The following is a 22,543-nucleotide window of genomic DNA, read 5'->3' as shown; positions in this document are numbered from 1 at the left end:
GGAAATTAAATATGGCATTAACAGCTGGAATTGTTGGACTTCCAAACGTTGGGAAATCAACTTTATTTAATGCAATCACAAAGGCTGGAGCTGAAATGGCGAACTATCCTTTTGCTACGATTGAGCCAAATGTGGGGATGGTTGAAGTTCCTGATGCTCGTTTAGCTAGAATTGCTGAAATTGTGAAAAGTAATAAAATTATTCCAACTACCTTTGAATTCACGGATATTGCGGGAATTGTTAAAGGTGCTTCACAAGGTGAGGGATTAGGAAATAAATTTTTGGAAAATATTCGTCAAGTAAATGCGATTGTGCACGTTGTTCGCGCTTTTGATGATGATAATATTGTGCATGTCAATGGAACGGTTGATCCGATTGATGATATTGAAACTATTAATACTGAATTAGTTTTATCTGATTTAGAATCAATTGAAAAACGTTATGATCGAGTTTCTAGAGCAGCTAAAGGTGGAGACAAGGAAGCTAAGGCTGAATTTGAAGTGTTAGATAAGATTAAGCCTTTATTAGATGCTGGAAAGCCAGCACGATTAGCAGAATTTACGGAAGAACAAGAAAAAATTGTACGAAACTTATTCTTACTAACAACAAAGCCAACATTATATGTAGCAAATGTTAGTGAAGATGATATGAGTGATCCTGAGGCTTCAAAGTATTTCCAAATGATCCAAGAATACGCTGCTCAAGAAGGAGCACAGGTTGTTGGTTTATCAGCGCGGGCTGAAGAAGAAATTGCAGAGATGCCAAAAGAAGATCAAGCTGAATTTTTGGAAATGTCAGGGGTCGAAGAACCTGGCCTGAATGTGTTGATTCGGGCAGCATATGACTTGTTGAATTTGCGCACATTCTTTACGGCCGGAGTAAAAGAAGTACGTGCTTGGACTTTCAAATCTGGAGCTAAAGCGCCAGAAACGGCCGGAGTGATTCACTCTGACTTCCAACGTGGATTCATTCGTGCTGAGACAATGAGCTATGAAGATTTGGATCAATATGGTAATGAAAAGGCAGTTAAAGAGGCCGGCCGGTTACGATCTGAAGGAAAAGAGTATGTGGTTTCCGATGGTGACATTATGGAGTTCTTGTTTAACGTTTAAAATGAATTTACGGAGGAGATGGTTTAATGACGGAAGAAATGAAGGCACAAGAGCCAGTAAGTGAAGTTAGCGAAACGGAGATAACCGAAATGGAAGCAACCGGAATGGAAGCGACTGAAACGGAAGTAACTGAAATGCCAACGCATGCTGATTTAGCAGAATCTGGTTTGAGTAATAGAAATCAAAAATTCGTATATCAAGCTATTGAGTTAGTTGAAAATGATAAACAATATTTACCATTGATCCAAAAAATGCAAAGTGATTTGTTAGAAGGCCAAAAAGTAGGAAAGACGGCGAAACAAATTTATGGTACACCTGCTGCCGCTTTAGGAATGGAAGTTGAAGCCCACAATCAACAAAATCAAGGAACCGTTTATAGTGATTTTGGGTATTGGGACTTAGCTTTTGATAATATGCTAACATTCTTAATGTTATTCTCAGCGATGTTTGGAATTACACTATTATTCCAAAAAGATGCTTCCGTAAATGCTGGCGCTGCTGGAATTTTGGCTTTGGCGTTAACTTCAATTTGCGGAGGATTACTCTTTGCCTTGATTACTAAGATTATGGCGCGTAGTGATCTAGGAAGAATTTTGCGTGTTATTTCAGCCATCCTAGCCTTTGCTTTGTGGTTCTTAATCTACATGCTTGCTTCAGTACTTCCAAAGGTGATCAATCCTGTTTTGCCAGGTTGGATTTATCTGATTGTTGCTGTAGCAGCATTTGCTGGATTCCGCTACTTGCGTAAGCGGACAGGAATTGTTGGTGGATTCATGGGTGGATCTCAAGTAAGTAACAAAAAATAAAGAATTTTAGGAGAATGAGCAATGAAGATTTTAATTGTTGATGATGATCATGAAATTGCTGAGTTACTAGAAATTTATGTCAAAAATGAAGGCCATGAACCAGTGTTGGCCTTTGATGGAAAAGAAGCATTGAAAAAATTACGAACTAATCCTGATATTGGGCTGGTGGTATTAGATGTGATGATGCCAGAAATGAATGGAACAGAAGTCGTGAAGGAAGTTCGAAAGGATAATCCAGTCCCAATTTTGATTTTATCAGCTAAATCTGGTGCGATGGATAAGATTCAGGGCTTAATTACTGGGGCTGATGATTATGTTACTAAGCCGTTCAATCCATTAGAAGTGATGGCGCGAATTAAAGCATTGTTACGCCGTTCGCAAAATGGAGTACAACAACCAATTCAAGAAATTTTAGATATTGGACCATTGACGATTAATAAAGATAGCCATGAGGTGAAAACTGCTGATGGAGAAACAGTGAATTTGACGGCGTTGGAGTTTGGAATCTTATATTTGCTTGCCTCACATCCAAATCGAGTATTTAGTGCGGATGATATTTTCGAACGAGTTTGGCAACAAGAGTCCGTGGTCAGTGCTAAAACAGTGATGGTTCATGTTTCACATTTGCGAGATAAATTAGAAGAAGCGACCGATGGTAATCAAGTTGTGCAAACAGTTTGGGGTGTTGGTTACAAGATTGAGGTATTATAGATCTTATGAATTTATCAGTCCAAGGTTGGATTAAATTGGTGCTGAAAATGTTGGCGGGTACATTAGCGATTGCTTTCTTAGAAATTGGGGCACTATTAATGACACAAAGTCATTTTGAAACCCAAGATTGGTTGAAAGAACTTCAATTAATACAGCAGCACCATCTAGGAATATTTGTAATTGTTACTTTAGGTGCGTTTGTTTTGTGGTTGTGGTTGATGCATACTTTGCTTGAACATGTGGCAATGGAATTGTTAGCGATTCAAATAGATCAGCGAAATGAAAATTTATTTAACGACCGAGAGTTTTCATTGCTACATAAAATGTTCTTTGTTCATTTGAGGCCTTTAATTCAAAGTATGAATAATAATTTTATAGCGGCACAAATGGCCGAATTAAAAGTTAAAAATATAGAGAATTCCAAAGATGAAATGATTGGCAATGTTTCACATGATTTAAGAACCCCTTTAACGGCTTTGATCGGTTATTTAGGATTAGTCAAATTGGATCCCGAGGGGGAACAAACAGAAAAGTATGTCAATATTGCGTATGATAAAGCTGAACATATGAAGACGTTGGTTGAAGATTTGTATGAATATGTTCAAGTTAATGATCATAATTTTAAAATGCAATTGCATATGGTGCCTTTGAATTTATCAGCAATGTTAAGTCAATTGGTTGCTAATTATGAACTTGAATCTAAGCAACACCATATGGAAGTTCGCGCTCAAACAGCTCCAGAAGTTATTAAAATGGCTGGAGATCAAGATCGTTTAGCACGAGTCTTTATGAATTTAATCTCAAATGCTTTTAAGTACGGAGAAGGTGCAACTTATATTGAGTTGTCAGCTTCTTTGATTTCAGATAATACTGTTGAAGTTCGGGTGACAAATGATGGCCAAAGGATTCCAGAAGAGGCCCTTGGTCATGTATTTGATCGATTCTATCGAGTGGAAAGTTCACGTAATTTGAATACCGGTGGTTCAGGATTAGGTTTAGCAATTGTCGGCGGAATTATTGAAGCTCATAATGGAACGGTCCGAGTTGAATCAAATGATGAGGCAACATCCTTTATTTTAACTTTGCCGTTACAGTTAGAAGTTTAAAAAACCAATTAAGCCAAAATTATTTTGTGGGATTAACCTAGAAATTAATTTTGGCTTTTTACTATATTTGGGCTATATTTATGTCAAATCAAAAGTATTCATTTTTATTATATGTATAAAGATGTCTGTTATGCGGTGAAAGTTTTTAGGAGGCTTATATGTCAAGAATTGCTATTAGCAGCGACAATCACTTAGATGTTAATCGATTGGAACGTCAAATGGTTTTAAATCAACAAGCTGAGTATTTAATTAACCATAAAATAGATGTCTATATTATGGCTGGTGATTGGTATAATTATTTTGAAAAAACGTTGCGTTTTGCAGAGGATTTGCAAAATATTGTGGGACCATCAATTTTAATTAGATTTTTAGCAGGAAACCACGAGATGGGACATGGAGTATCATTTGATGAATTAGAACAGGATTTGAGCCCCTTGTATTTTCATAATAAAAGCTTGAAATTAGACGATTTAACATTAATTGGTAATAATGGTTGGTATGATTATTCTTTTGCTCAGGGGCCACAAAAAGAACAAGCTGAGCAATTTAAAAATGGCTTTTATTATGATGGTTTAATTAAGCAGTCCATGAGTGATTTTGAGCGGACAACTTTTAGTATTAATCAAATAAAAAGTCAGTTAAAATCAATTGAGGATGAAGAAAAGGTATTAATGGTGCAACATTTTGCTCCGCATAACCTTGATTTAATTTATCCAGCAGATTTTCCGAAATGGCAAATGATTAATGGGGTAATGGGATCCAAACGTTACATGAATTTATATCAAAATGATTCTCGAATAAAGCAAGTAGTTTATGGTCATGCTCATTTAAATGTGCCTACACGGGAAATTAAAACGACTAAATATTATAATGTTAGTGTCGGATATCGCCGTTCTAAAGCCAATGAATGGACTGAAAAAACATTTTTTGAAAATTGGTCAAAAAAACTTTTCCAAAACTGTTGACATATATATTAACACCGTGTAATATATATATACGTTGATGAGTTGTTAAAAACAAGTCACATAATACTGGGGGGTTAGCGAAGTCTGGTTAAACGCGGTGGACTGTAAATCCATTCCTTCGGGTTCAGAGGTTCGAATCCTCTACCCCCCACCAGTATTTGGGGTATAGCCAAGCGGTAAGGCAGTGGTTTTTGGTACCATGCAGCGTAGGTTCGATTCCTACTACCCCAATAATCGAGTTTCATCCCGCTGGGGCATGTGCGTCTTAACTTAATTGTTAAGACGTTTTTTTGTGTCTTTGATCTTAAATTTATTTATGGGACAAAGATAAATTAAAATAATGAATTGTAACCATCATACTAAATGATTATTCATTTAATTATAAATAAAAAGCCACATACTTGCCTAAATACAAAATACAAGTGGGTGACTAAAAATATTTTAGGATTGTAAACAGTTATATTGTCAGATGAATTACTGTTTTTAAATGGTTTTAAACGAAATTATGCATCTTGACGAGTAGCAGCAATATCTACTTCGCGAATCTCAACAGCTTGAGGAAGATCATAAATAAATTTCACTGTTTGAGCTACATATTTAGGATCTAGCGTAATACCACCCATTGATTCTTTCCAGGATTGATAGTCGTTTAACGCAGATTTGCTGGTGACATGAGTTAATAGATTAGTCTCAGCTGCACCAGGGGCGACTAAGGAAATGCGAACGTTTTTACTTGCAACTTCTTGGCGAATTGTTTCTGTTGCGCCATGTACCCCAAATTTAGAAGCAACGTAGGCGGCATGATTGGTGAAGGCCTTAAAACCAGCGATTGAAGACATATTAATGATAGTTCCGCCTTGACGATCGATCATATTTTGAAGCACTATTTGGGTTCCGTTTAAAACTCCCATTACGTTTGTATCCAGCATAGTTTGCCATTCTTGTGAAGATTGGTTTTCAACATTACCAAGTAACATGATGCCAGCATTGTTAACTAATAAATCAGTAGGACCAAATTTAGCTTCAGCCCTTCGAATGCTGGCAGTGAAATCAGTTAAATTGGTAACGTCGGCTTGAGCTAACATAATATTAGTAAAATCAAGTGGTAAAGCCTCCATTTTGGCAATATTACGGCCAATTAAGAGTAGGGGATTACCAGCCTGATTGAAAATTTTGGCGATTTCAGCTCCGAAGCCGGAACTGGCACCAGTGATTACGATTAATTTTTTATTGGTCATTTGATTGCTCCTGTTTATTTTATTTATCAATATAAACTAGCATACATGCTAAACTATGGTTTAGGTCAAATAAAAAAGGGAGAAAAAATGAATTATAATATTGGTGAAATTTCAAAACGCTTTAAGATTCCGATTTCTACGATTAGATATTATGACAAAAAAGGATTATTACCATTTGCAGAGCGTAATACTCAAAATGAACGAATTTTTTCAGAAGCAAGTATCAAATATTTACATGTGATTCATTGCTTAAAAGAAATTGGATTACCGATAAGTAAGATTAAATTATTTATCGATTTGTGCATGGAGGGTGATGAAACGTTGAGCGAACGCTTGAATTATATTCAAAATCAAAAGGTACAACTACAAATTCAGATTGAAAATCTAGAGCAACAAATGAATTTTATCAACTGGAAAGAAGATTATTATCAAAAAGCAGTGCAAGCTGGAACTGAAGATGTCGTTAGAGATTTACCCTCTCCCTTTGATGATTAAGCTATAAATTAATTTAAATAAATTTAAATGGTATAAACACGGATGTTTTTTGAAAAATAATCGAAAATTGGTATTGGCTAAAAATCTGGACTTATGGGATAAAAATGAGAAAGTGTGTCCGGTTATCTAACAACGGCCTTAATTATTCCTTGTATCTAAGATACTGTTTTGTTAAAATTAAAACATTATTAGATTTTGCATATTATAGTGTAAAAGGAAAGATTGGGCGTGTATGAGTACAGAAGAAACAAAAGAAAAGAAATTTTTCGGTCAACCAATTGGACTCTCAACTTTATTTATGACTGAGATGTGGGAACGCTTTTCATATTATGGAATGCGGGCCATCCTGTTGTATTATATGTGGCATTTAATTGCTGTTGGTGACTTGAACATTACGAGATCAGTTGCAGCATCTGTCATGGCAATTTATGCGTCGATGGTGTATCTATCAGGTTCATTAGGAGGATACGTTGCAGACCGGATGATTGGGTCGCGTAAAGCGGTCTTCATCGGTGGGGTATTCATAATGTTAGGGCATATCGTGCTAGCATTACCTTTGGGCTCTTCGGCATTGTTTGGTTCGATTATATTAATTATAATTGGAACCGGACTTCTGAAACCTAATGTATCTTCATTAGTTGGTTCGCTTTATACCCCGCAAGACCGGAGACGTGATGCTGGGTTCTCAATCTTTGTATTTGGGATTAACCTTGGATCGTTCATTTCGCCCCTCTTAGTGGGATGGACTCAAGAAAACTTTGGGTTCCATTTAGCCTTCGGGTTAGCTGCCATTGGAATGTTCTTTGGATTAATACAATACTACATTGGTGGTAAGAAAAATTTGCCAACAGATGGTTTGTATCCAACTGATCCACTACAACCAGAAGAAATTAGGCCACTAATTGTCAAAGTTGTTTTAGCGCTTGTTGCTTTGGGATTGGTAGTTACCTTGATGGTTTTGATGGGCTGGAACGATATTGCAGATTTCATTAATTTGCTAACTATTGTTGCTGTTGCCATTCCGGTAATGTATTTCGTGCAAATGTTAACGTCACGTAAAGTTTCTAAGCAGGAACGTTCACGTGTCTTAGCATACCTTCCATTATTCTTTGGAGCTGTCCTATTCTGGGCCTTAGAAGAACAAGGATCCGTTGTCTTGGCAACTTTTGCGCAAACCCGTGTGATCCATTCATGGATCCCGGCGGCATGGTTCCAGTCTCTTAATCCATTCTTCATTATGTTGTACACACCATTCTTTGCAACATTATGGAGCCGTTGGAAAAAGAATGCACCTTCAGCACCATTGAAGTTTGCAATTGGGTTAATCTTTGCTGGAGCATCATTCTTGCTTCTATCAATCCCTGGTGCACTTTGGGGAACAAGTGGTCGAGTATCACCATTATGGTTGCTTGGATCATGGGCACTGATTATTATTGGAGAAATGTTAATTTCACCAGTTGGACTTTCAGTCACAACTAAATTGGCACCACGTGCATATACAGTACAAATGATGTCGCTTTGGTTCTTGTCATCAGCTGTTGGATCAGCTTTGAATGCCCAATTTGTTGGATTATATTCACCTCAGACAGAAGTTCGATACTTCTTCATCTTTGGATTGATCGCCGTTATCTTGGGAATTGTTATGATTTTCTTGGTTCGAATGATCGTTCGATTGATGGATGGAGTTAAATAGTTAACTGAATTAAAAGGGGATTGAGACGATTTGTTTCGACCTCCTTTTTTATTTTAGAATGGTGAATTAGATAATAAAAATTATTTATCAAATCAAATTTAAAGAGTTTCAGACAATTAATCAAATTCTGATTATGATACAATTAACTATATAAATAAGGGTAGTATTTTAATTGATATTTTGAGGAGAAAAATAAATAATGGGAATTACCACATTAAAAAAAGATGCGTGGCAAAAATTAAAAAATAATTGGCGATTTTTCGTGGTCTTAGCTTGGCCATTAATTGCCTGGCAGATCTTTACATTGTTATTATCATATGGTGATGGCTTTCAAGAAGGCGTGACATTAGTTAAACCCTCGTCCATTCTATTTGCGTTAAGTCGGACGTTATGGGCTGGTTTAATTGAAGCAATCGTGATTGGGGCTGTTTCACTAGGTGTGATGTGGACCATGGTCGAATGGAGTCGTAATAATGGTAAAATGGAGCTAAAGCAAGTTGGTTTAGTAAGTTTTCGCTTCTTTAATCGGGAAACTGTCGTTGATACGGTTGTTTTGATGGCTATTCGATCTTTATATACATTGTTGTGGTCATGTTTATTCGTGATTCCAGGAATTATTAAAAACTTCGCATATTCGCAAGCAGAATTTATTTATGCTGAAGATGTAAAGCGTGGAGTTGCTATTGAGTCAATTAATGAATACATTTCACGCTCACGTGTGATGATGGATGGACATAAGTGGGAATATTTTGTTTTGCAAATTTCATTTATTCCTTGGTGGATTTTGGTTGCTTTGACTAGTGGATTGGCGACTATCTGGGTAGTTCCATATTATGAATTAGCAACGACTAATTTTTATCTAGCTTTAAAAAAAGCACAAGCCGATGATTTAGGTGTAAATTAAAGCAAGTTTCTTAAACTGCTGATGAAAAATAAACGATTAACACTGAAACTGGAACCGCTTTGTTCCGGTTTTATTTTATAAGAAAGAATGTTAGATCTAGTTTAGGGGTAATTTAGATGGAACAACAGATAGCGTCAAAGCGACGATATATAACTGGATTTGACGGTTTAAGAGCAATAGCGGTCCTAGGCGTGATTGGTTATCATTTGTGGCCAGATCGCATTGTGGGAGGGTGGCTTGGTGTGCCTCTCTTCTTTATTTTATCGGGTTATTTAATTACGGATTTATTACTCCAAGAATATGGTCGGACGGGTCGAATTAAGATTTGGTCGTTTTGGATTCGACGTTTGAAACGTTTGATCCCAGCATTACTAGTAATGCTACTGGCAACTTCAGTTATTATTTTTTGGTATTTTAAACCGTTGCTTTATAATTTGCGCTCAATTGTATTGACTAATTTGGTTTATGTTTATAATTTTTGGGCTATAAAGCACGGCGGATCATATTTTGATCAATGGCATAATCCATCTCCATTCACGCATCTTTGGTCATTATCAATTGAAGGTCAATTTTATTTATTTTGGCCCATCATTGTTTTGATATTGGTACGTTTAAAAGTATCAAGGCGTAAGATTAGTAGTGGATTAATGATTGGTGCTCTGTTATCAGCTATTTTAATGGCAGTATTTTATAGTTCAACCAATTTAAATCGAGTTTATTATGGGACCGATACGAGGCTATTTGCGATTTTGCTAGGAGCATCTTTAGCATTTATTTGGCCATCAAACAAATTTAAATTGGTGGTTAAACCAGCTGTTAAAAGGAGTCTAGATTTAATCGGTTGGCTTGCATTAGCTATTCTCCTGTTTGCTTTATTCACATTGAATGGACAATGGGCTTTCACGTATTATGGTGGCATGTTTTTGATTACTATCGTGATGATGGTACTAGTGGCCGTTACTGCACATCCGGCTTCGACCTTCAGTAAATTATTACATCATCGTATTTTGCGATATTTAGGGACTCGATCATATAGTATATACTTGTATCAATTACCGGTCTTTGTGATCTATAGCCGTTTTACCGGGCATCCAGCTAAACTACTAGATAATATAATTGAGATTATATGGGTATTAGTATTAGCTGAAATTAGTTATCGTTATATTGAAAAAATATTTAAAGGTACGCCGATTTGGTCTAAAATTCCAAGAAATGGTGGTATTCAAATCTATGCGGCGAGCGCTTTGTTTTTATTGGTAAGTGGGACTCAGGCGATATTGACGCCACAAGCTGGACAAGATCCGCCTAAAACCAGTTTGGAGAATCGATTAACTAAGAATAAACAACAATTGGCTCAAGCAAATAAAAAGGCTAAAATAATTGCTAAGCAGAATAAAAAGGCAGCCTCTAGCGTGAAACCAGCTGATCAAACGTTATTGGATCAATATGCGATTAATGAGCAACAATTCGAAAAAATGCAGAAAATTCCAGTTTCAGCTGTAGGCGATTCATTATTGTTGAATGCAGCGCCTAATTTACAAAAAGTTATACCGCAAATGACGGTTGATGCTAAAATCGGGCGTCAGATGACAGATGTGATTAACATTTTGAAAACTTTAAAAGATCAACATAATCTAGCAGATCGTATTTTGATTACGAGTGGAACCAATGGGACGATCTCAAAGGAACAAATTAGTCAAGTTATGAAGATTGCTGGGGATAAACGTCAAGTTTATTGGGTGAATGACTTTGCAGATCGTAATTGGGTTGGATTGAACAATCAAAATCTCCAGCAACAAGCCAAAAAATATCAAAATTTAAAAATTGTAAATTGGAACATTTTGGCATCTCAACATTCAGAATGGTTGGGAAATGATCGGGTTCATCCAACGCCGACTGGATCGATTGAATACACGAAGAGTATTCTTAGAATTATTTTAAATACTGGAAAAGATCAGTAGGTATATTAATCATAATCAAGCACAAAAAATGTATTGTTTGGAAAATACAGAGATCAAAAATAACATTTGATCTTAAATTATAATTAAATTGAGATTGGGACTGGGAAGTCCTGATCTTTTTTTATATTGTATTATTTTATAAGTTGACAGTTTCATAAAACTTACGGTATATTATTAACCAGTTTATTAACCAGTTAAGGAGTTTGTGAAATGGACCAACAAATTGAAATAAAAGCGATCCAAATTGATGCTTTATTAAACCAATTACATACAGTTGCTGAACAACAACGTGAAATTCTTTTTAGTAAGACTCAGAGTACGATTACTAATACCCAGGGACATATCTTAATGTTGTTAAATCAAAAAGGCCTACAAACTAATAAGGAATTAGCAGAAGCTTTGCAGATTAGTCCGGCAGCTATTACCAAGGCCATGAAGGGGCTGCAGAAAGATGATTGTAATTGTGTGGTACCAGTGATTGATCAAAAAGATGCACGGTTAGTAAGATTTACCGTTAATCAACAAGGAGCAGCATTGGCAGAAATACATGCGGAGCAGCACGCAGAAACGTTAGCAGTTTATGATGCAATTATTCAACAATTTTCAGCAAGCGAACAACAGGTGATTAGCCGTTTTATCACTGAATTGGGGCATTGTCTAAAAGAGGAGTAGGATTATGCAAAAAAAGAATCGTCGTTTGCGCTGGGTGCTGATTCCGGTCATAGCGGTTATTATTTTATTGGGATTAATTTTTCAACGAGCTTGGCAAAATGAAAAGGCGAATCAGGGATTAGAAGCGACAAAAAAAATAAACATCGTGACGAGTCTTGCTGTTTATGGTGAAATGGCGAAAGCTGTAGTGGGTAATCGGGGGCAAGTAGATAGCATTCTTACTAAAGCTTCCATTGATCCGCATGAATATGAGCCCAGTGTAGAAACTGCTAAACAGTACGCTAAGGCGCAATTGATTATTTCCAATGGAGCAGGATATGATGCTTGGTCAACAAAATTTGCTAAGGCTAATCAAAAAGCCCAAAAGATTAATGTGAATCAAGTTGTTGGATATCAAGCTGGGGATAATGAACATTTTTGGTATCAACCGATGATCGCTAAGCAAATGATGCAACCATTAGTGGATAAATTAAGTTCTATTGATCCCGCATCGAAGTCATATTTTGAAGCCAATGCAAAAAAGTACATGGCAACTTTACGTCCCTTGGAAAATAAACGGAATAAATTATCAGTACAACTTAAAGGTAAAAAAATTATGGTGACTGAACCGGTTTATGATAATGCCTTGACCGGTTTAGGGGTAAAAAATATTAATCAGAATTTTTCGCGTGCAATTGAAGCTGGGAATGATCCAATCCCCACTGATGTTTTAGCCTGGAATGATACTTTAAAGCAAGGTGAGGTGGCTTTTGTTGTAAATAATCCGCAAGCTGAAAATACTGTGACAAAACGGGCTGTGAGCATGGCACGTCAAGACAAGGTTCCAGTAGTTGAAGTGACGGAAACCAAGCCGGATGATAAAAATTATTTACAGTGGCAATTAGAAATATTAGATCAAATTGAAGAGGCATTAAAATCATGAAAATTTTAACGGGAAATCAAATTGGAATCAATCTAGATGGTCGCTGGTTATATCGAGATGTTAACTTTGAAGTCCAAGAACATCAAGTTTTAGCTTTATTAGGGGAAAATGGAGTTGGGAAAACAACGTTATTAAAAGCATTAATGCAGGAAATAAACTTGACGGAAGGAAACTTTGAATGGGCAAAAAAAGACGTTGAAATTGCTTATGTTCCACAATATCGTTCAGATATGCAGGCTTTTCCTTTGAATATTAAAGAATATATCGGGCTAAGCTTTGATCGTGGTTGGCGCCCTTGGTTGTCACGCACTGAAAAGGATTGGCTGCAACACATCATTAAAGATACGAAATTAGATCAAATTGCTAAACGACGTATTGATCAAGCTTCGGGCGGCGAACGGCAACGAGCTTTTTTAGCTCAGGCACTTTTGAAAAATCCCGATGTTTTAATTTTAGATGAGGCCACTGCTAATTTGGATCAATCCGCTAAATTTGAATTAATGGATGTGGTTAAACATTATCGTGATCATCATAATTTAAGTGTGATTATGGTAAGTCATGATCTAGAAATTATTCAGGGCTATGCAGATGACTATTTAAGGTTGGGACCTGATGGAAGTGAGTTTGGGCCTTGCCAAAGTTTAAAAATGCGTGAAGGGGAGCAAAATGTTTAGTTATACGTTTATGCAAAATGCATGGATTGTGGGGACGCTCATTGCAATTATTTCAGCGATGATGGGGGTCTTTGTGGTGGCCAAGCGAATGTCTTTTTTTGGTCACGTTTTGAGTGAAATTGGTTTTGCAGGAGCTTCATTTGGAATTTTTATGAGTTGGTCTCCATTGTGGGGGATGCTTTTATTTACGGCGGTTTCGGCGATTAGTATTGGTCAGTTAGGTTTGAGCGAACATCGATCTGAATCGATCATTTCAGCAGTTAGTGCAGTGGCAATTGGATTAGGAGTAGCTTTTCTTTCGTTATCAGAAAAAAGTGCTAGTTCAGCAACGGGAATTTTATTTGGATCCATTTTTAGTATTAGTGATGAAAATGTCTGGCAAGTCATTGTATTAGCTTTGATTATTTTAGTACTGATGTTGGTGCTATATCGACCTTTTCGTCATTTTGCTTTCGACTATGAAACTGCAAAATATAGCCTTCATCATGAAACGGGATTAGAGATCATCTTCTTATTGATGATTGCTGTAACGGTGGCTATTTCAGCTCAGGTGGTCGGATCATTACTAATTTTTATTTTATTAGTGTTACCATCTTCTTCAGCAATGCGCTGGGGAAGAACAGTCTGGCAAATGATTGGATTAGCAATTATATTTGCCTTAATTGGGGTTTGGGGTGGCTTAGCTTTAGCGTATTGGACGAATCTTCCTGTGAGTTTCTATATTGCTCTGATTGAAGCGGGAATTTATTTTATAAGCTTGGCTCGGGCTCATTAATTTTATAAAAAGTCAGCGCGGTTGCTTTGTTTCTGTTAGAATGGTTAAGTCTTGTCATTTTGATAACAGAAATGATTTAAAGCTGAAATTGATAAAAATCAATTTGAATTAATTTGAAATTATAGCAGAGGTACCATTTTTAGTGGTAACTGCTTTATGAAACAGGTAAAAGGAGAATCATTAATGCTAACAGTATCAAATATTTCCGTCGCATTTAACGGAAAAAAACTTTATGACGATGTAAATTTAAAATTCACACCAGGGAACACCTATGGAATTATTGGAGCTAACGGTGCAGGTAAGTCAACTTTTCTAAAAGTCTTAGAAGGTAAATTAGCTCCTACAACGGGAAATGTCTCAATGGGTGCTAATGAACGAATGTCATCATTGGTTCAGGATCACTTTGCTTTTGATGAATATACAGTTTTAGAAACCGTGATGCGCGGTTATAAAGAGTTATACGATGTGAAGCAAGCTATGGATGAATTGTATCTTCATGATCCATTTACAGATGAAGATGGAATCCAAGTTGGAGAATTATCAGCTCGTTTTGAAGAAATGAATGGATGGAACGCTGAAACTGATGCACTTCAACTTCTTCAAAATATGGGGATTCCTTCAGAACTTCATTACACTTTGATGGCTGACTTACCTGAAACTACTAAAGTTAAGGTTTTGTTAGCACAAACATTATTTGGAAACCCAGATATTTTGGTCTTAGACGAGCCTACCAACGGACTAGATACTAAGACAATTTCATGGTTGGAAGATTTTTTGGCAGATTATGAAAATATCGTCCTTGTGGTTTCCCACGATCGACACTTCTTGAATGCCGTTTCAACAATGATTTTGGATGTTGATTTTGGTAAGATTAAGTTGTTTGTTGGTAACTATGACTTCTGGAAAGAATCATCAGAATTAGCAGCTCGTTTGCAATCTAATGCTAATTCAAAGAAGGAAGAACAAATTAAGGAATTGCAAGATTTCATTGCACGTTTCTCAGCCAATGCTTCAAAGTCAAAGCAAGCTACTTCACGTAAAAAGCAATTAGATAAAATTACACTAGATGACATTCAACCATCATCTCGTAAGTACCCATATATTCATTTTGAAACAACTCGTGAAATTGGAAATGACTTAGTTCGGGTCGAAAATGTTTCAAAGACTGTTGATGGGGTTAAAATTTTGGATGATATTTCATTCACTTTGTCTCCAAAGGAAAAGACTTTGATCATGGCTGAAAACGATATTGCTGCTACAGCAATATTGGATATCATGGCTGGTCGTATGGAACCTGATACAGGTTCAGTCACTTGGGGTGTAACGACTACTCGTGATTATCTAGCTAAAGATATGGCAGCCAATTTTGAAAAGCCTGAGATGCCAATTCTAGACTTCTTACGCGATTATGCTTCAAAGGAAGAAAATGACAATACATTCTTGCGTGGTTTGCTTGGCCGGATGTTGTTCCGTGGTGAAGATGCTGAAAAGACTTTGGATGTTTTATCTGGGGGAGAAAAAGTACGGGTGATGTTATCAAAGCTGATGTTAACTAAGACTAATGTTTTGTTGCTAGATGATCCTACTAACCACTTGGATTTGGAATCAATTACCTCATTGAATGATGGTTTAGTTGAATACGAAGGATCATTAGTATTTACTTCGCATGACCGAACATTTGCTCAAACTATTGCTGATCATGTTGTGGTTGTATCAGATCAAGGTTCAATTGATCGTGCTGAGATGAGCTACGATGAATTTATCGAACATCCTGAAGTGCAAAAACAATTAGAAGAGAAACAAATTATCTTATAAAACTAGATTGATCGATTTTTAACTATTCTTGTAGTTAGAAATTGTGTTTAATTTAGAATATTTAAAATAAAGTTATAAATTAGTCGGGACTTTTTGTTCCGGCTTTTTTGTTTAAAAAATTCAAATAAATAGATAAATAATATTGAATGTAGGTAGATATTATGAATAAATTCATGAAAAATTATAGGATATTTTGTGAAATTTTTGTGAACAAATTTAGGCTTGTGATGTTTTTTTAGACATAAATTATGAGAAAAAAAGATTTTGTAATTTCTGTATTAAACATTAAAGATGGCTTATAGCTGGTGTCTTTGGCACTTTCGTAGGTATTAAATTAAAATTCGATTGTGAATAGAAGGTCAATGTTGCCAAGGACTGTTTTGTATATTACTATGTGAAGACCGTTAGGGGCGGAAAGAAACATTGATTTTATTAAAATTAATTATATTCCATACAACTAACATTATTAAAGATGTTTGACTTAATCAAGAATGGTAGATGCGTTTTTAGAAATTAAGTATGAACTTTAAGGAAAAGGTGGGAGTATGTTGAAAAAACTTTTTTGTTGTCTTCAAATATTCATAGTGAGTCTAAGTAGCTTAGTAAGCCCAATTGATGTTTTAGCGAGTAGTTTGCAGCAGGGGTCTTCTCTACCGAAAAAAATTAAGATCCAATATACACAAATCAGAGTCCAACAAAATGGTCAGGAAATTCCAGCTAATACGGTGGTTGAAAGTCAAAATCAGGAAATTGAAGTTTTATATGACTGGCAAATACCTGATGGACAGCAAATTAAAGCAAATGATTATTTTATGGTTAATGATATTCCTAAGTCCTTTCAAGCGGCGAGTGCTTTGGGATTGAATATTGATGTTGTAGATGCCAGAGGACAAGTGATTGCTAATGGACAATATAATGGACATGCCAATAAAATTAAATTTATTTTCAAAAATGATTTACCAGCCAATGATCTAAAAGGGCATTTAAAGATTAATTTTAAAGCGACCTATAATGAAAAAGGTTGGGCTAATTTCAAAATTAATCAACAAAATTATCGACTTTTTGACGATCGATATCAACAACGTGATACGCCCGTGACCACAAATGATTTAAATGATCAGTATTTACCAATTAAAAAAAGTGGACGTTATGATTATGATCCAAAGACTAAACAATTAACTTATACATGGCGTATATTTTTAAATCATGCCAAATTAAATAACGATGAATTCGTTATTCGAGATACCCTTCCCGAATATTTAAAGTTTGATGCGGAAAATTTAAGTGTGCATTATGGACATTTAATTTTGAAAAAGGATGCTGATAATAGAATCTATGTAAATAATTTTAATCGACAGGGAGAGGTCTCAGGAGAAGATATATCGGTTAAGTTAGTTCATGACCGAGAATTAGTGATTCAAGGAAAGGTTGTGCCAGGTTATCAATATGATTATGAAATTAGTTACACTACATCAATTGGAACTGACGATGCTAATTTTAAATATTTGCGTGAGGGAAATGACATAAAGGTTAAAAATGTGGTGCAACTTGAAGATAATTATGGGAATGTTTTGGGTGGTGATGTTACAAATCTATCGTTTGTGGCAACTGGTCAAGGAGTTAGTAATTACATTGAGCCTGGCAAATTGGCGATTATTAAGCAAGACGAAAATGATCAAAAATTATTAGCAGGAGCTAAATTCAGTTTATATGATCAAAACAATAATTTAGTTAAATCTAATTTAAAAACGGACCAAAATGGATATGCTTTGGTAGATAATTTGAAACCAGGTCAATATCTTTTAAAAGAGATGAAAGCGCCAGTGGGGTACCAAATAGATAATAAAGATTTAACTGTGCAAATTGACGAAGGACAATTAAAAACTGTCACAGTTAAAAATAAATTACAGCCAACGTTAACAGAGGTAAATGGAAATTTAAAATGGTTCGACAAACATAATCTTAAAAATTACCGGCCTCAGCAAGTTGGAGTAAATTTAATGCAAAATGGACAATTATTAAAGACTACAATTGTCAGCGCTAAAGATAGATGGAATTATCATTTTGAAAAATTACCTGAATTTGACGAGAATGGACAACGCTATCAATATACAGTAAATGAATCAGAGATATTTAAATATAAGACTAAACAAGATGGATTTGATTTTATTCATGTTCTAAATGGAACGACTAGTATTCAAGGACAGAAGATCTGGCAGGATCAAAATAATGAAGCAGGATTACGTCCACGAAAGGTTGAAATTGAATTAATTAGAAATAAAAAAGTGGTTCAAAAGATTCAAATTGGGGCAAAAAATCAATGGCAGTACCAATTTGATAATTTAGCACAATATGATAATCGAGGACGTGAATATAAATATGATGTAGCGGAAGTAGTGAATAAAAATTATGTTACTCAAAAGTATGGTTATGATTTTATAAATGTTTTTAAACCAATTTATATCAAAATCCATGGTCATAAAACATGGATTGATAATGATAATGCAGAAAAAACACGACCAAAACAAATTACAGTTAAATTGATAAAGAATGGGAAAATGATTCATAAGAAGGTGATCACAGCTCATCAAAAATGGAATTATGAATTTAATCAATTGGAAAAGTATGATGAAAAAGGTGATTTGAATCGGTATCAAATTGAGGAAGACCCAGTGAAAGGTTATAAAACTCATATTGATGGTTTTAATTTGAAGAATACTTTGAAAGATGGTCAAAGCAAAATACAAGGAAAGAAAATTTGGCAGGACGATAATGATCATGATAAATTCCGTCCCAAAGAAATTATTTTAGAATTGATGCAAGCAAACAATGTGGTAGCAACCCAAATTGTAACTAAACAAACTCAGTGGCAGTATGTATTTAAAAAACTACCTAAATATCAAAATGGTGTGAAATTGAATTATCAGGTTCGTGAAAAACCAGTTGAATATTATCAGATTAAATATAAAAATAATGATATTTACAATACGTTAGTGGGAACAACCCAAGTAACGGGTCAAAAGTATTGGAAAGACCAAGATAATAAAGCTGGGTTACGTCCTAAAAAAATTACGATCAAATTATTACAAAATGGAGCAATTTATCGAACGGCTAAAATTGGAGCTAAAGATGGTTGGCATTATACTTTTAAGGCGTTGCCCAAGTATGATCAATTAGGTAAAGCATATCAATATACAGTTTCTGAGAATAAAGTTCCTGGTTACGATAGTAGACAACAGGGAAATGATTTTATCAATCAAATTAAACCATTAATTGTGGTAGCCGCACCAGACGAAAATTTGAAGCATAATACTACAACATTAAATCCAGTGATTTATAATGAAAAGGTTGAAAATAATCTGGTAGTGCCAATCATTAAATCAGTCGATGGAGAAAAATCAAAGCAAATATCGTTACTAATAAATAATGAGACATTAGAGCAACAAAAAAATGAACTGACTAAAAAAACAAGTCCGTTAAAAATAAAAACTATACATCCAATGTTGCATCAAGCAAATATCAATGTTTTGCCAAAACAGCAATGGGAATCAGTGGAAGAAATGATTCCGTTTTTGATGGACTATAAAATGTTTTCTACGACGATAATTGAGGAATTAAATAAGCCACTGAAATCGGTGGTCCAACCGGAAATATTACGGATGCCGCAAATATTGGTTGAAACGGAAATTAATCTTAATTCAACTAAGTTGGAAAATGAGAAGAAAATAGATCTGTCAGTTATAGAGGAACATATTGATGCTAGTGGGAAACAGATAGATTTTTCGACGAGAATAAGTGAAGTACCAAATATCATTGAATTGACTAAACCAGTTGAACTGGAAAAACTAGTTGAACCAGAAAATAAGCCTGATTTAACTAAGGTGGAAGAAAAAACTGAAATACCGGTAKTTAAAGAAGAAATTGATGAYAATRGTAAAKATTTAGAATTGTTGACTAAGGAAAATGAACTACCTAATATCATTGAAKTGACTAAGCCAGTTGAACTTAAACAACCAGTTGAAYCAGAAAATAATCCTRATTYARCYAARGTGGAAGAAAARRCTGAAATAYCGGTAGTYAAAGAAGAAAATAATGACAATGGTAAAGATWTAGAATTKTTRACKAAGKWAAATGAACTACCWAATATCAWTGAAGTGAMTAAGYCAKYTGARCTTWAAMAAMCAGTTGAAWCAAAAGATATTCCTGATTYAACYAAGGWRGAAGAAARAACTGAAATAYCGGTAGTYAAAGAAGAAAATAATGACAATGGTAAAGATTTARARTTGTTAACGAAGGYAAATGAACTACCTAATATYATTGAAGTTACTAAGGCAGTTGAACTGRAAAAACTAATTGAACCAGAAAATAATCCTGATTCAACTAAGGTGGAAGAAAAGGCTGAAATACCGGTAGTCAAAGAAGAAAATAATGACAATGGTAAAGATTTAAAGTTGTTAACGAAGGCAAATGAACTACCTAATATCATTGAAGTGAATAAGTCATCTGAGCTTTAAAAACCAGTTGAATCAAAAGATAWTYCTGATTYAACYAAGGWRGAAGRAARAACTGAAATACCGGTAGTYAAAGAAGAAAATAATGACAATGGTAAAGATTTAGAATTGYTGACKAAGGYAAATRAACTACCTAATATYATTGAAGTKACTAAGGCAGTTGAACTGAAAAAACTARTTGAACCAGAAAATAATYCTRATTCAACCAAGGAAGAAGGAAAAACTGAAATACCGGTAGTCAAAGAAGAAAATAATGACAATGGTAAAGAYTTAAAGTTGTTAACGARGGMAAATGAACTACCYAATATCATTGAAKTGACTAAGCCAGTTGAACTTAAAMAAMCAGYTGAAWCAAAAGATATTYCTGATTCAACCAARRWRGAAGAAAAAASTGAAATACCGGTAGTCAAAGAAGAAAATAATGACAATGGTAAAGATATAGAATTGTTRACGAAGGYAAATGAACTACCTAATATCATTGAATTGACTAARCCAGTTGAACTTAAACAACCAGTTGAATCAGAAAATAATCCTRATTYARCYAARGTGGAAGAAAARRCTGAAATACCGGTAGTTAAAGAAGWAAWTRATGACAATGGTAAAGATWTARARTTGTTRACKAAGGMAAATGAACTACCWAATATYATTGAAKTKACTAAGSCAGTTGAACTKRAAMAAMYAGTTGAAMCARAARATAWTCCTGATTCAACYAARGWRGAAGAAAAAACTGAAATACCGGTAGTYAAAGAAGAAAATAATGACAATGGTAAAGATWTARARTTGTTAACGAAGGCAAATRAACTACCMAATATCATTGAATTGACTAAGCCAGTTGAACTTAAACAACCAGCTGAATCAAAAGATATTTCTGATTCAACCAAGAAAGAAGAAAAAAGTGAAATACCGGTAGTCAAAGAAGAAAATAATGACAATGGTAAAGATWTAGAATTGTTGACGAAGGYAAATRAACTACCTAATATCATTGAAKTGACTAAGCCAGTTGAACTTAAACAAMCAGTTGAAMCARAARATAWTCCTRATTCARCCAARGWRGAAGAAAARRCTGAAATATCGGTAGTYAAAGAAGAAAATAATGACAATGGTAAAGATWTAGAATTKTTAAYGAAGKTAAATGAAYTACCTAATATCAWTGAAGTKAMTAAGSCAGTTGAACTTAAACAACCAGCTGAATCAAAAGATAWKYCTGATTYAACYAARGTGGAAGRAAAAACTGAAATACCSGTAGTTAAAGAAGAAAAYAATGACAATGGTAAAGATTTAGAATTGTTAACGAAGGCAAATAAACTACCTAATATTATTGAATTGACTAAGCCAGTTGAACTTAAACAACCAGTTGAATCAGAAAATAATCCTAATTCAACCAAGGAAGAAGGAAAAACTGAAATACCGGTAGTCAAAGAAGAAAATAATGACAATGGTAAAGATTTAAAGTTGTTAACGAAGGCAAATGAACTATCTAATATTATTGAATTGACTAAGCCAGTTGAACTTAAACAACCAGTTGAATCAGAAAATAAGCCTAATTCAGCCAAAGTGGAAGAAAAGGCTGAAATACCGGTAGTTAAAGAAAAAATTGATGATGTTAAAAATGTAGAATTATTAATGAAATCAAATGAATTATCTAAGACGGTTGAAAATAAACAAATAATTGATTTAGTAATTAAGCCTGATTCAACTAAAGTAGAAAAAGTGAAAAGTTCTGACATAGTTGTGGTTAAAAAAGTATCTAGTACTATGGAAAAACAGATTGGAATATTAAATATCGTCGGATTAAAGACGTTAGTAGAAAATAAGCAAACGGTTATTCAGAAAATAGATCAACGAAATATAAATAAAATGTGTATAAAAAATGTTATTCCAATAACGTATTTGAAAGTAGTTAAAAATCAGCCAAAAGAAATGGCGACAGTTGATGTTGTTAAATCCAAAAAGTTAAATTATCCAAAATTACCGACCACACATAGTGACATTCAATCATGCTCTTTTATTAGGGGGATAATCAGCTTGATTATAATGAGCATAGTAACTTTCTGTTGGTATTTTCGGAAGCGATAATTTAATTTTGTATTTTGGAAAATAAAGCTCTACTTATGTATTTCTTGAAATTTAGTAAAATTTATTCTAATTAAGATATAAATAGGTCGTAATGCCTATTAGCAATG

The 22,543-nt window shown here is 34.6% G+C and carries 17 protein-coding genes and 2 tRNA genes; 18 read left to right on the top strand and 1 reads right to left on the bottom strand.

The window, feature by feature from the left end:
- The first annotated feature begins 11 nt into the window (after positions 1–11).
- The 7 genes from ychF (at position 12) to JC2156_RS07860 (ending at position 4,931) form a co-directional block, all read left to right on the top strand.
- Positions 12–1,112 (top strand): redox-regulated ATPase YchF, encoded by a 1,101-nt coding sequence (gene ychF / locus JC2156_RS07890; RefSeq protein ID WP_006846110.1) that lies wholly within the window; start codon positions 12–14, stop codon positions 1,110–1,112.
- A 26-nt stretch (positions 1,113–1,138) separates the two neighbouring features.
- Positions 1,139–1,918 carry a DUF1129 family protein gene (locus tag JC2156_RS07885; protein WP_006846109.1) on the top strand — a complete coding sequence of 260 codons (780 nt, stop codon included), beginning with the start codon at positions 1,139–1,141 and terminating at the stop codon, positions 1,916–1,918.
- Positions 1,919–1,939: 21 nt separating this feature from the next.
- Positions 1,940–2,629, top strand: coding sequence for a response regulator transcription factor (locus JC2156_RS07880; protein WP_006846108.1), 690 nt, complete (start codon positions 1,940–1,942; stop codon positions 2,627–2,629).
- Between the two features lie 5 nt (positions 2,630–2,634).
- Complete coding sequence (locus JC2156_RS07875) at positions 2,635–3,735, top strand: sensor histidine kinase (RefSeq protein WP_006846107.1); 1,101 nt, start codon at positions 2,635–2,637, stop codon at positions 3,733–3,735.
- A gap of 158 nt (positions 3,736–3,893) precedes the next feature.
- Positions 3,894–4,700, top strand: coding sequence for a metallophosphoesterase (locus tag JC2156_RS07870; RefSeq protein WP_006846106.1), 807 nt, complete (start codon positions 3,894–3,896; stop codon positions 4,698–4,700).
- A 68-nt stretch (positions 4,701–4,768) separates the two neighbouring features.
- Positions 4,769–4,854: transfer RNA gene (locus JC2156_RS07865), tRNA-Tyr, on the top strand.
- Between the two features lie 5 nt (positions 4,855–4,859).
- Positions 4,860–4,931: transfer RNA gene (locus JC2156_RS07860), tRNA-Gln, on the top strand.
- 272 nt (positions 4,932–5,203) lie between these two features.
- On the opposite strand, the gene JC2156_RS07855 is transcribed toward JC2156_RS07860, so the two are convergent.
- A complete protein-coding gene (locus JC2156_RS07855) occupies positions 5,204–5,938 on the bottom strand; it encodes an SDR family oxidoreductase (RefSeq protein ID WP_006846105.1) in 735 nt (244 codons plus the stop codon).
- 87 nt (positions 5,939–6,025) lie between these two features.
- Here JC2156_RS07855 and JC2156_RS07850 point away from each other — a divergent pair, with 87 nt between their 5' ends.
- The 11 genes from JC2156_RS07850 to JC2156_RS08950 all read left to right on the top strand — a co-directional run bounded on the left by JC2156_RS07850 (position 6,026) and on the right by JC2156_RS08950 (position 22,436).
- Positions 6,026–6,433 (top strand): MerR family transcriptional regulator, encoded by a 408-nt coding sequence (locus tag JC2156_RS07850; protein ID WP_006846104.1) that lies wholly within the window; start codon positions 6,026–6,028, stop codon positions 6,431–6,433.
- Positions 6,434–6,665: 232 nt separating this feature from the next.
- Positions 6,666–8,126: a peptide MFS transporter gene (locus JC2156_RS07845; RefSeq protein ID WP_006846103.1), complete on the top strand. Its 1,461-nt coding sequence runs from the start codon at positions 6,666–6,668 to the stop codon at positions 8,124–8,126.
- Positions 8,127–8,325: 199 nt separating this feature from the next.
- Positions 8,326–9,030: a DUF975 family protein gene (locus JC2156_RS07840; RefSeq protein ID WP_006846102.1), complete on the top strand. Its 705-nt coding sequence runs from the start codon at positions 8,326–8,328 to the stop codon at positions 9,028–9,030.
- Between the two features lie 116 nt (positions 9,031–9,146).
- Entirely contained in the window at positions 9,147–10,991 is a 1,845-nt protein-coding gene (locus JC2156_RS07835; protein ID WP_006846101.1) for an acyltransferase family protein, read from the top strand.
- 210 nt (positions 10,992–11,201) lie between these two features.
- Complete coding sequence (locus tag JC2156_RS07830) at positions 11,202–11,663, top strand: MarR family transcriptional regulator (RefSeq protein WP_006846100.1); 462 nt, start codon at positions 11,202–11,204, stop codon at positions 11,661–11,663.
- 4 nt (positions 11,664–11,667) lie between these two features.
- Positions 11,668–12,585, top strand: coding sequence for a metal ABC transporter solute-binding protein, Zn/Mn family (locus JC2156_RS07825; RefSeq protein ID WP_006846099.1), 918 nt, complete (start codon positions 11,668–11,670; stop codon positions 12,583–12,585).
- Positions 12,582–13,259, top strand: coding sequence for a metal ABC transporter ATP-binding protein (locus JC2156_RS07820; RefSeq protein ID WP_006846098.1), 678 nt, complete (start codon positions 12,582–12,584; stop codon positions 13,257–13,259). The genes JC2156_RS07825 and JC2156_RS07820 overlap by 4 nt, the downstream gene beginning before the upstream one ends.
- Positions 13,252–14,034: a metal ABC transporter permease gene (locus JC2156_RS07815; protein ID WP_006846097.1), complete on the top strand. Its 783-nt coding sequence runs from the start codon at positions 13,252–13,254 to the stop codon at positions 14,032–14,034. The genes JC2156_RS07820 and JC2156_RS07815 overlap by 8 nt, the downstream gene beginning before the upstream one ends.
- Positions 14,035–14,217: 183 nt before the next feature.
- On the top strand, positions 14,218–15,849 hold the full coding sequence (locus JC2156_RS07810) for an ABC-F family ATP-binding cassette domain-containing protein (RefSeq protein ID WP_006846096.1): 1,632 nt from the start codon (positions 14,218–14,220) through the stop codon (positions 15,847–15,849).
- A 584-nt stretch (positions 15,850–16,433) separates the two neighbouring features.
- Positions 16,434–20,363: a Cna B-type domain-containing protein gene (locus JC2156_RS08635; protein ID WP_162097975.1), complete on the top strand. Its 3,930-nt coding sequence runs from the start codon at positions 16,434–16,436 to the stop codon at positions 20,361–20,363.
- 1,215 nt (positions 20,364–21,578) lie between these two features.
- Positions 21,579–22,436 carry a hypothetical protein gene (locus JC2156_RS08950; protein WP_155815934.1) on the top strand — a complete coding sequence of 286 codons (858 nt, stop codon included), beginning with the start codon at positions 21,579–21,581 and terminating at the stop codon, positions 22,434–22,436.
- The last annotated feature ends 107 nt before the right edge of the window (positions 22,437–22,543 follow it).

The organism is Weissella koreensis KCTC 3621 (assembly GCF_000277645.1).
This window is presented reverse-complemented; position numbering and strand designations above follow the sequence as displayed.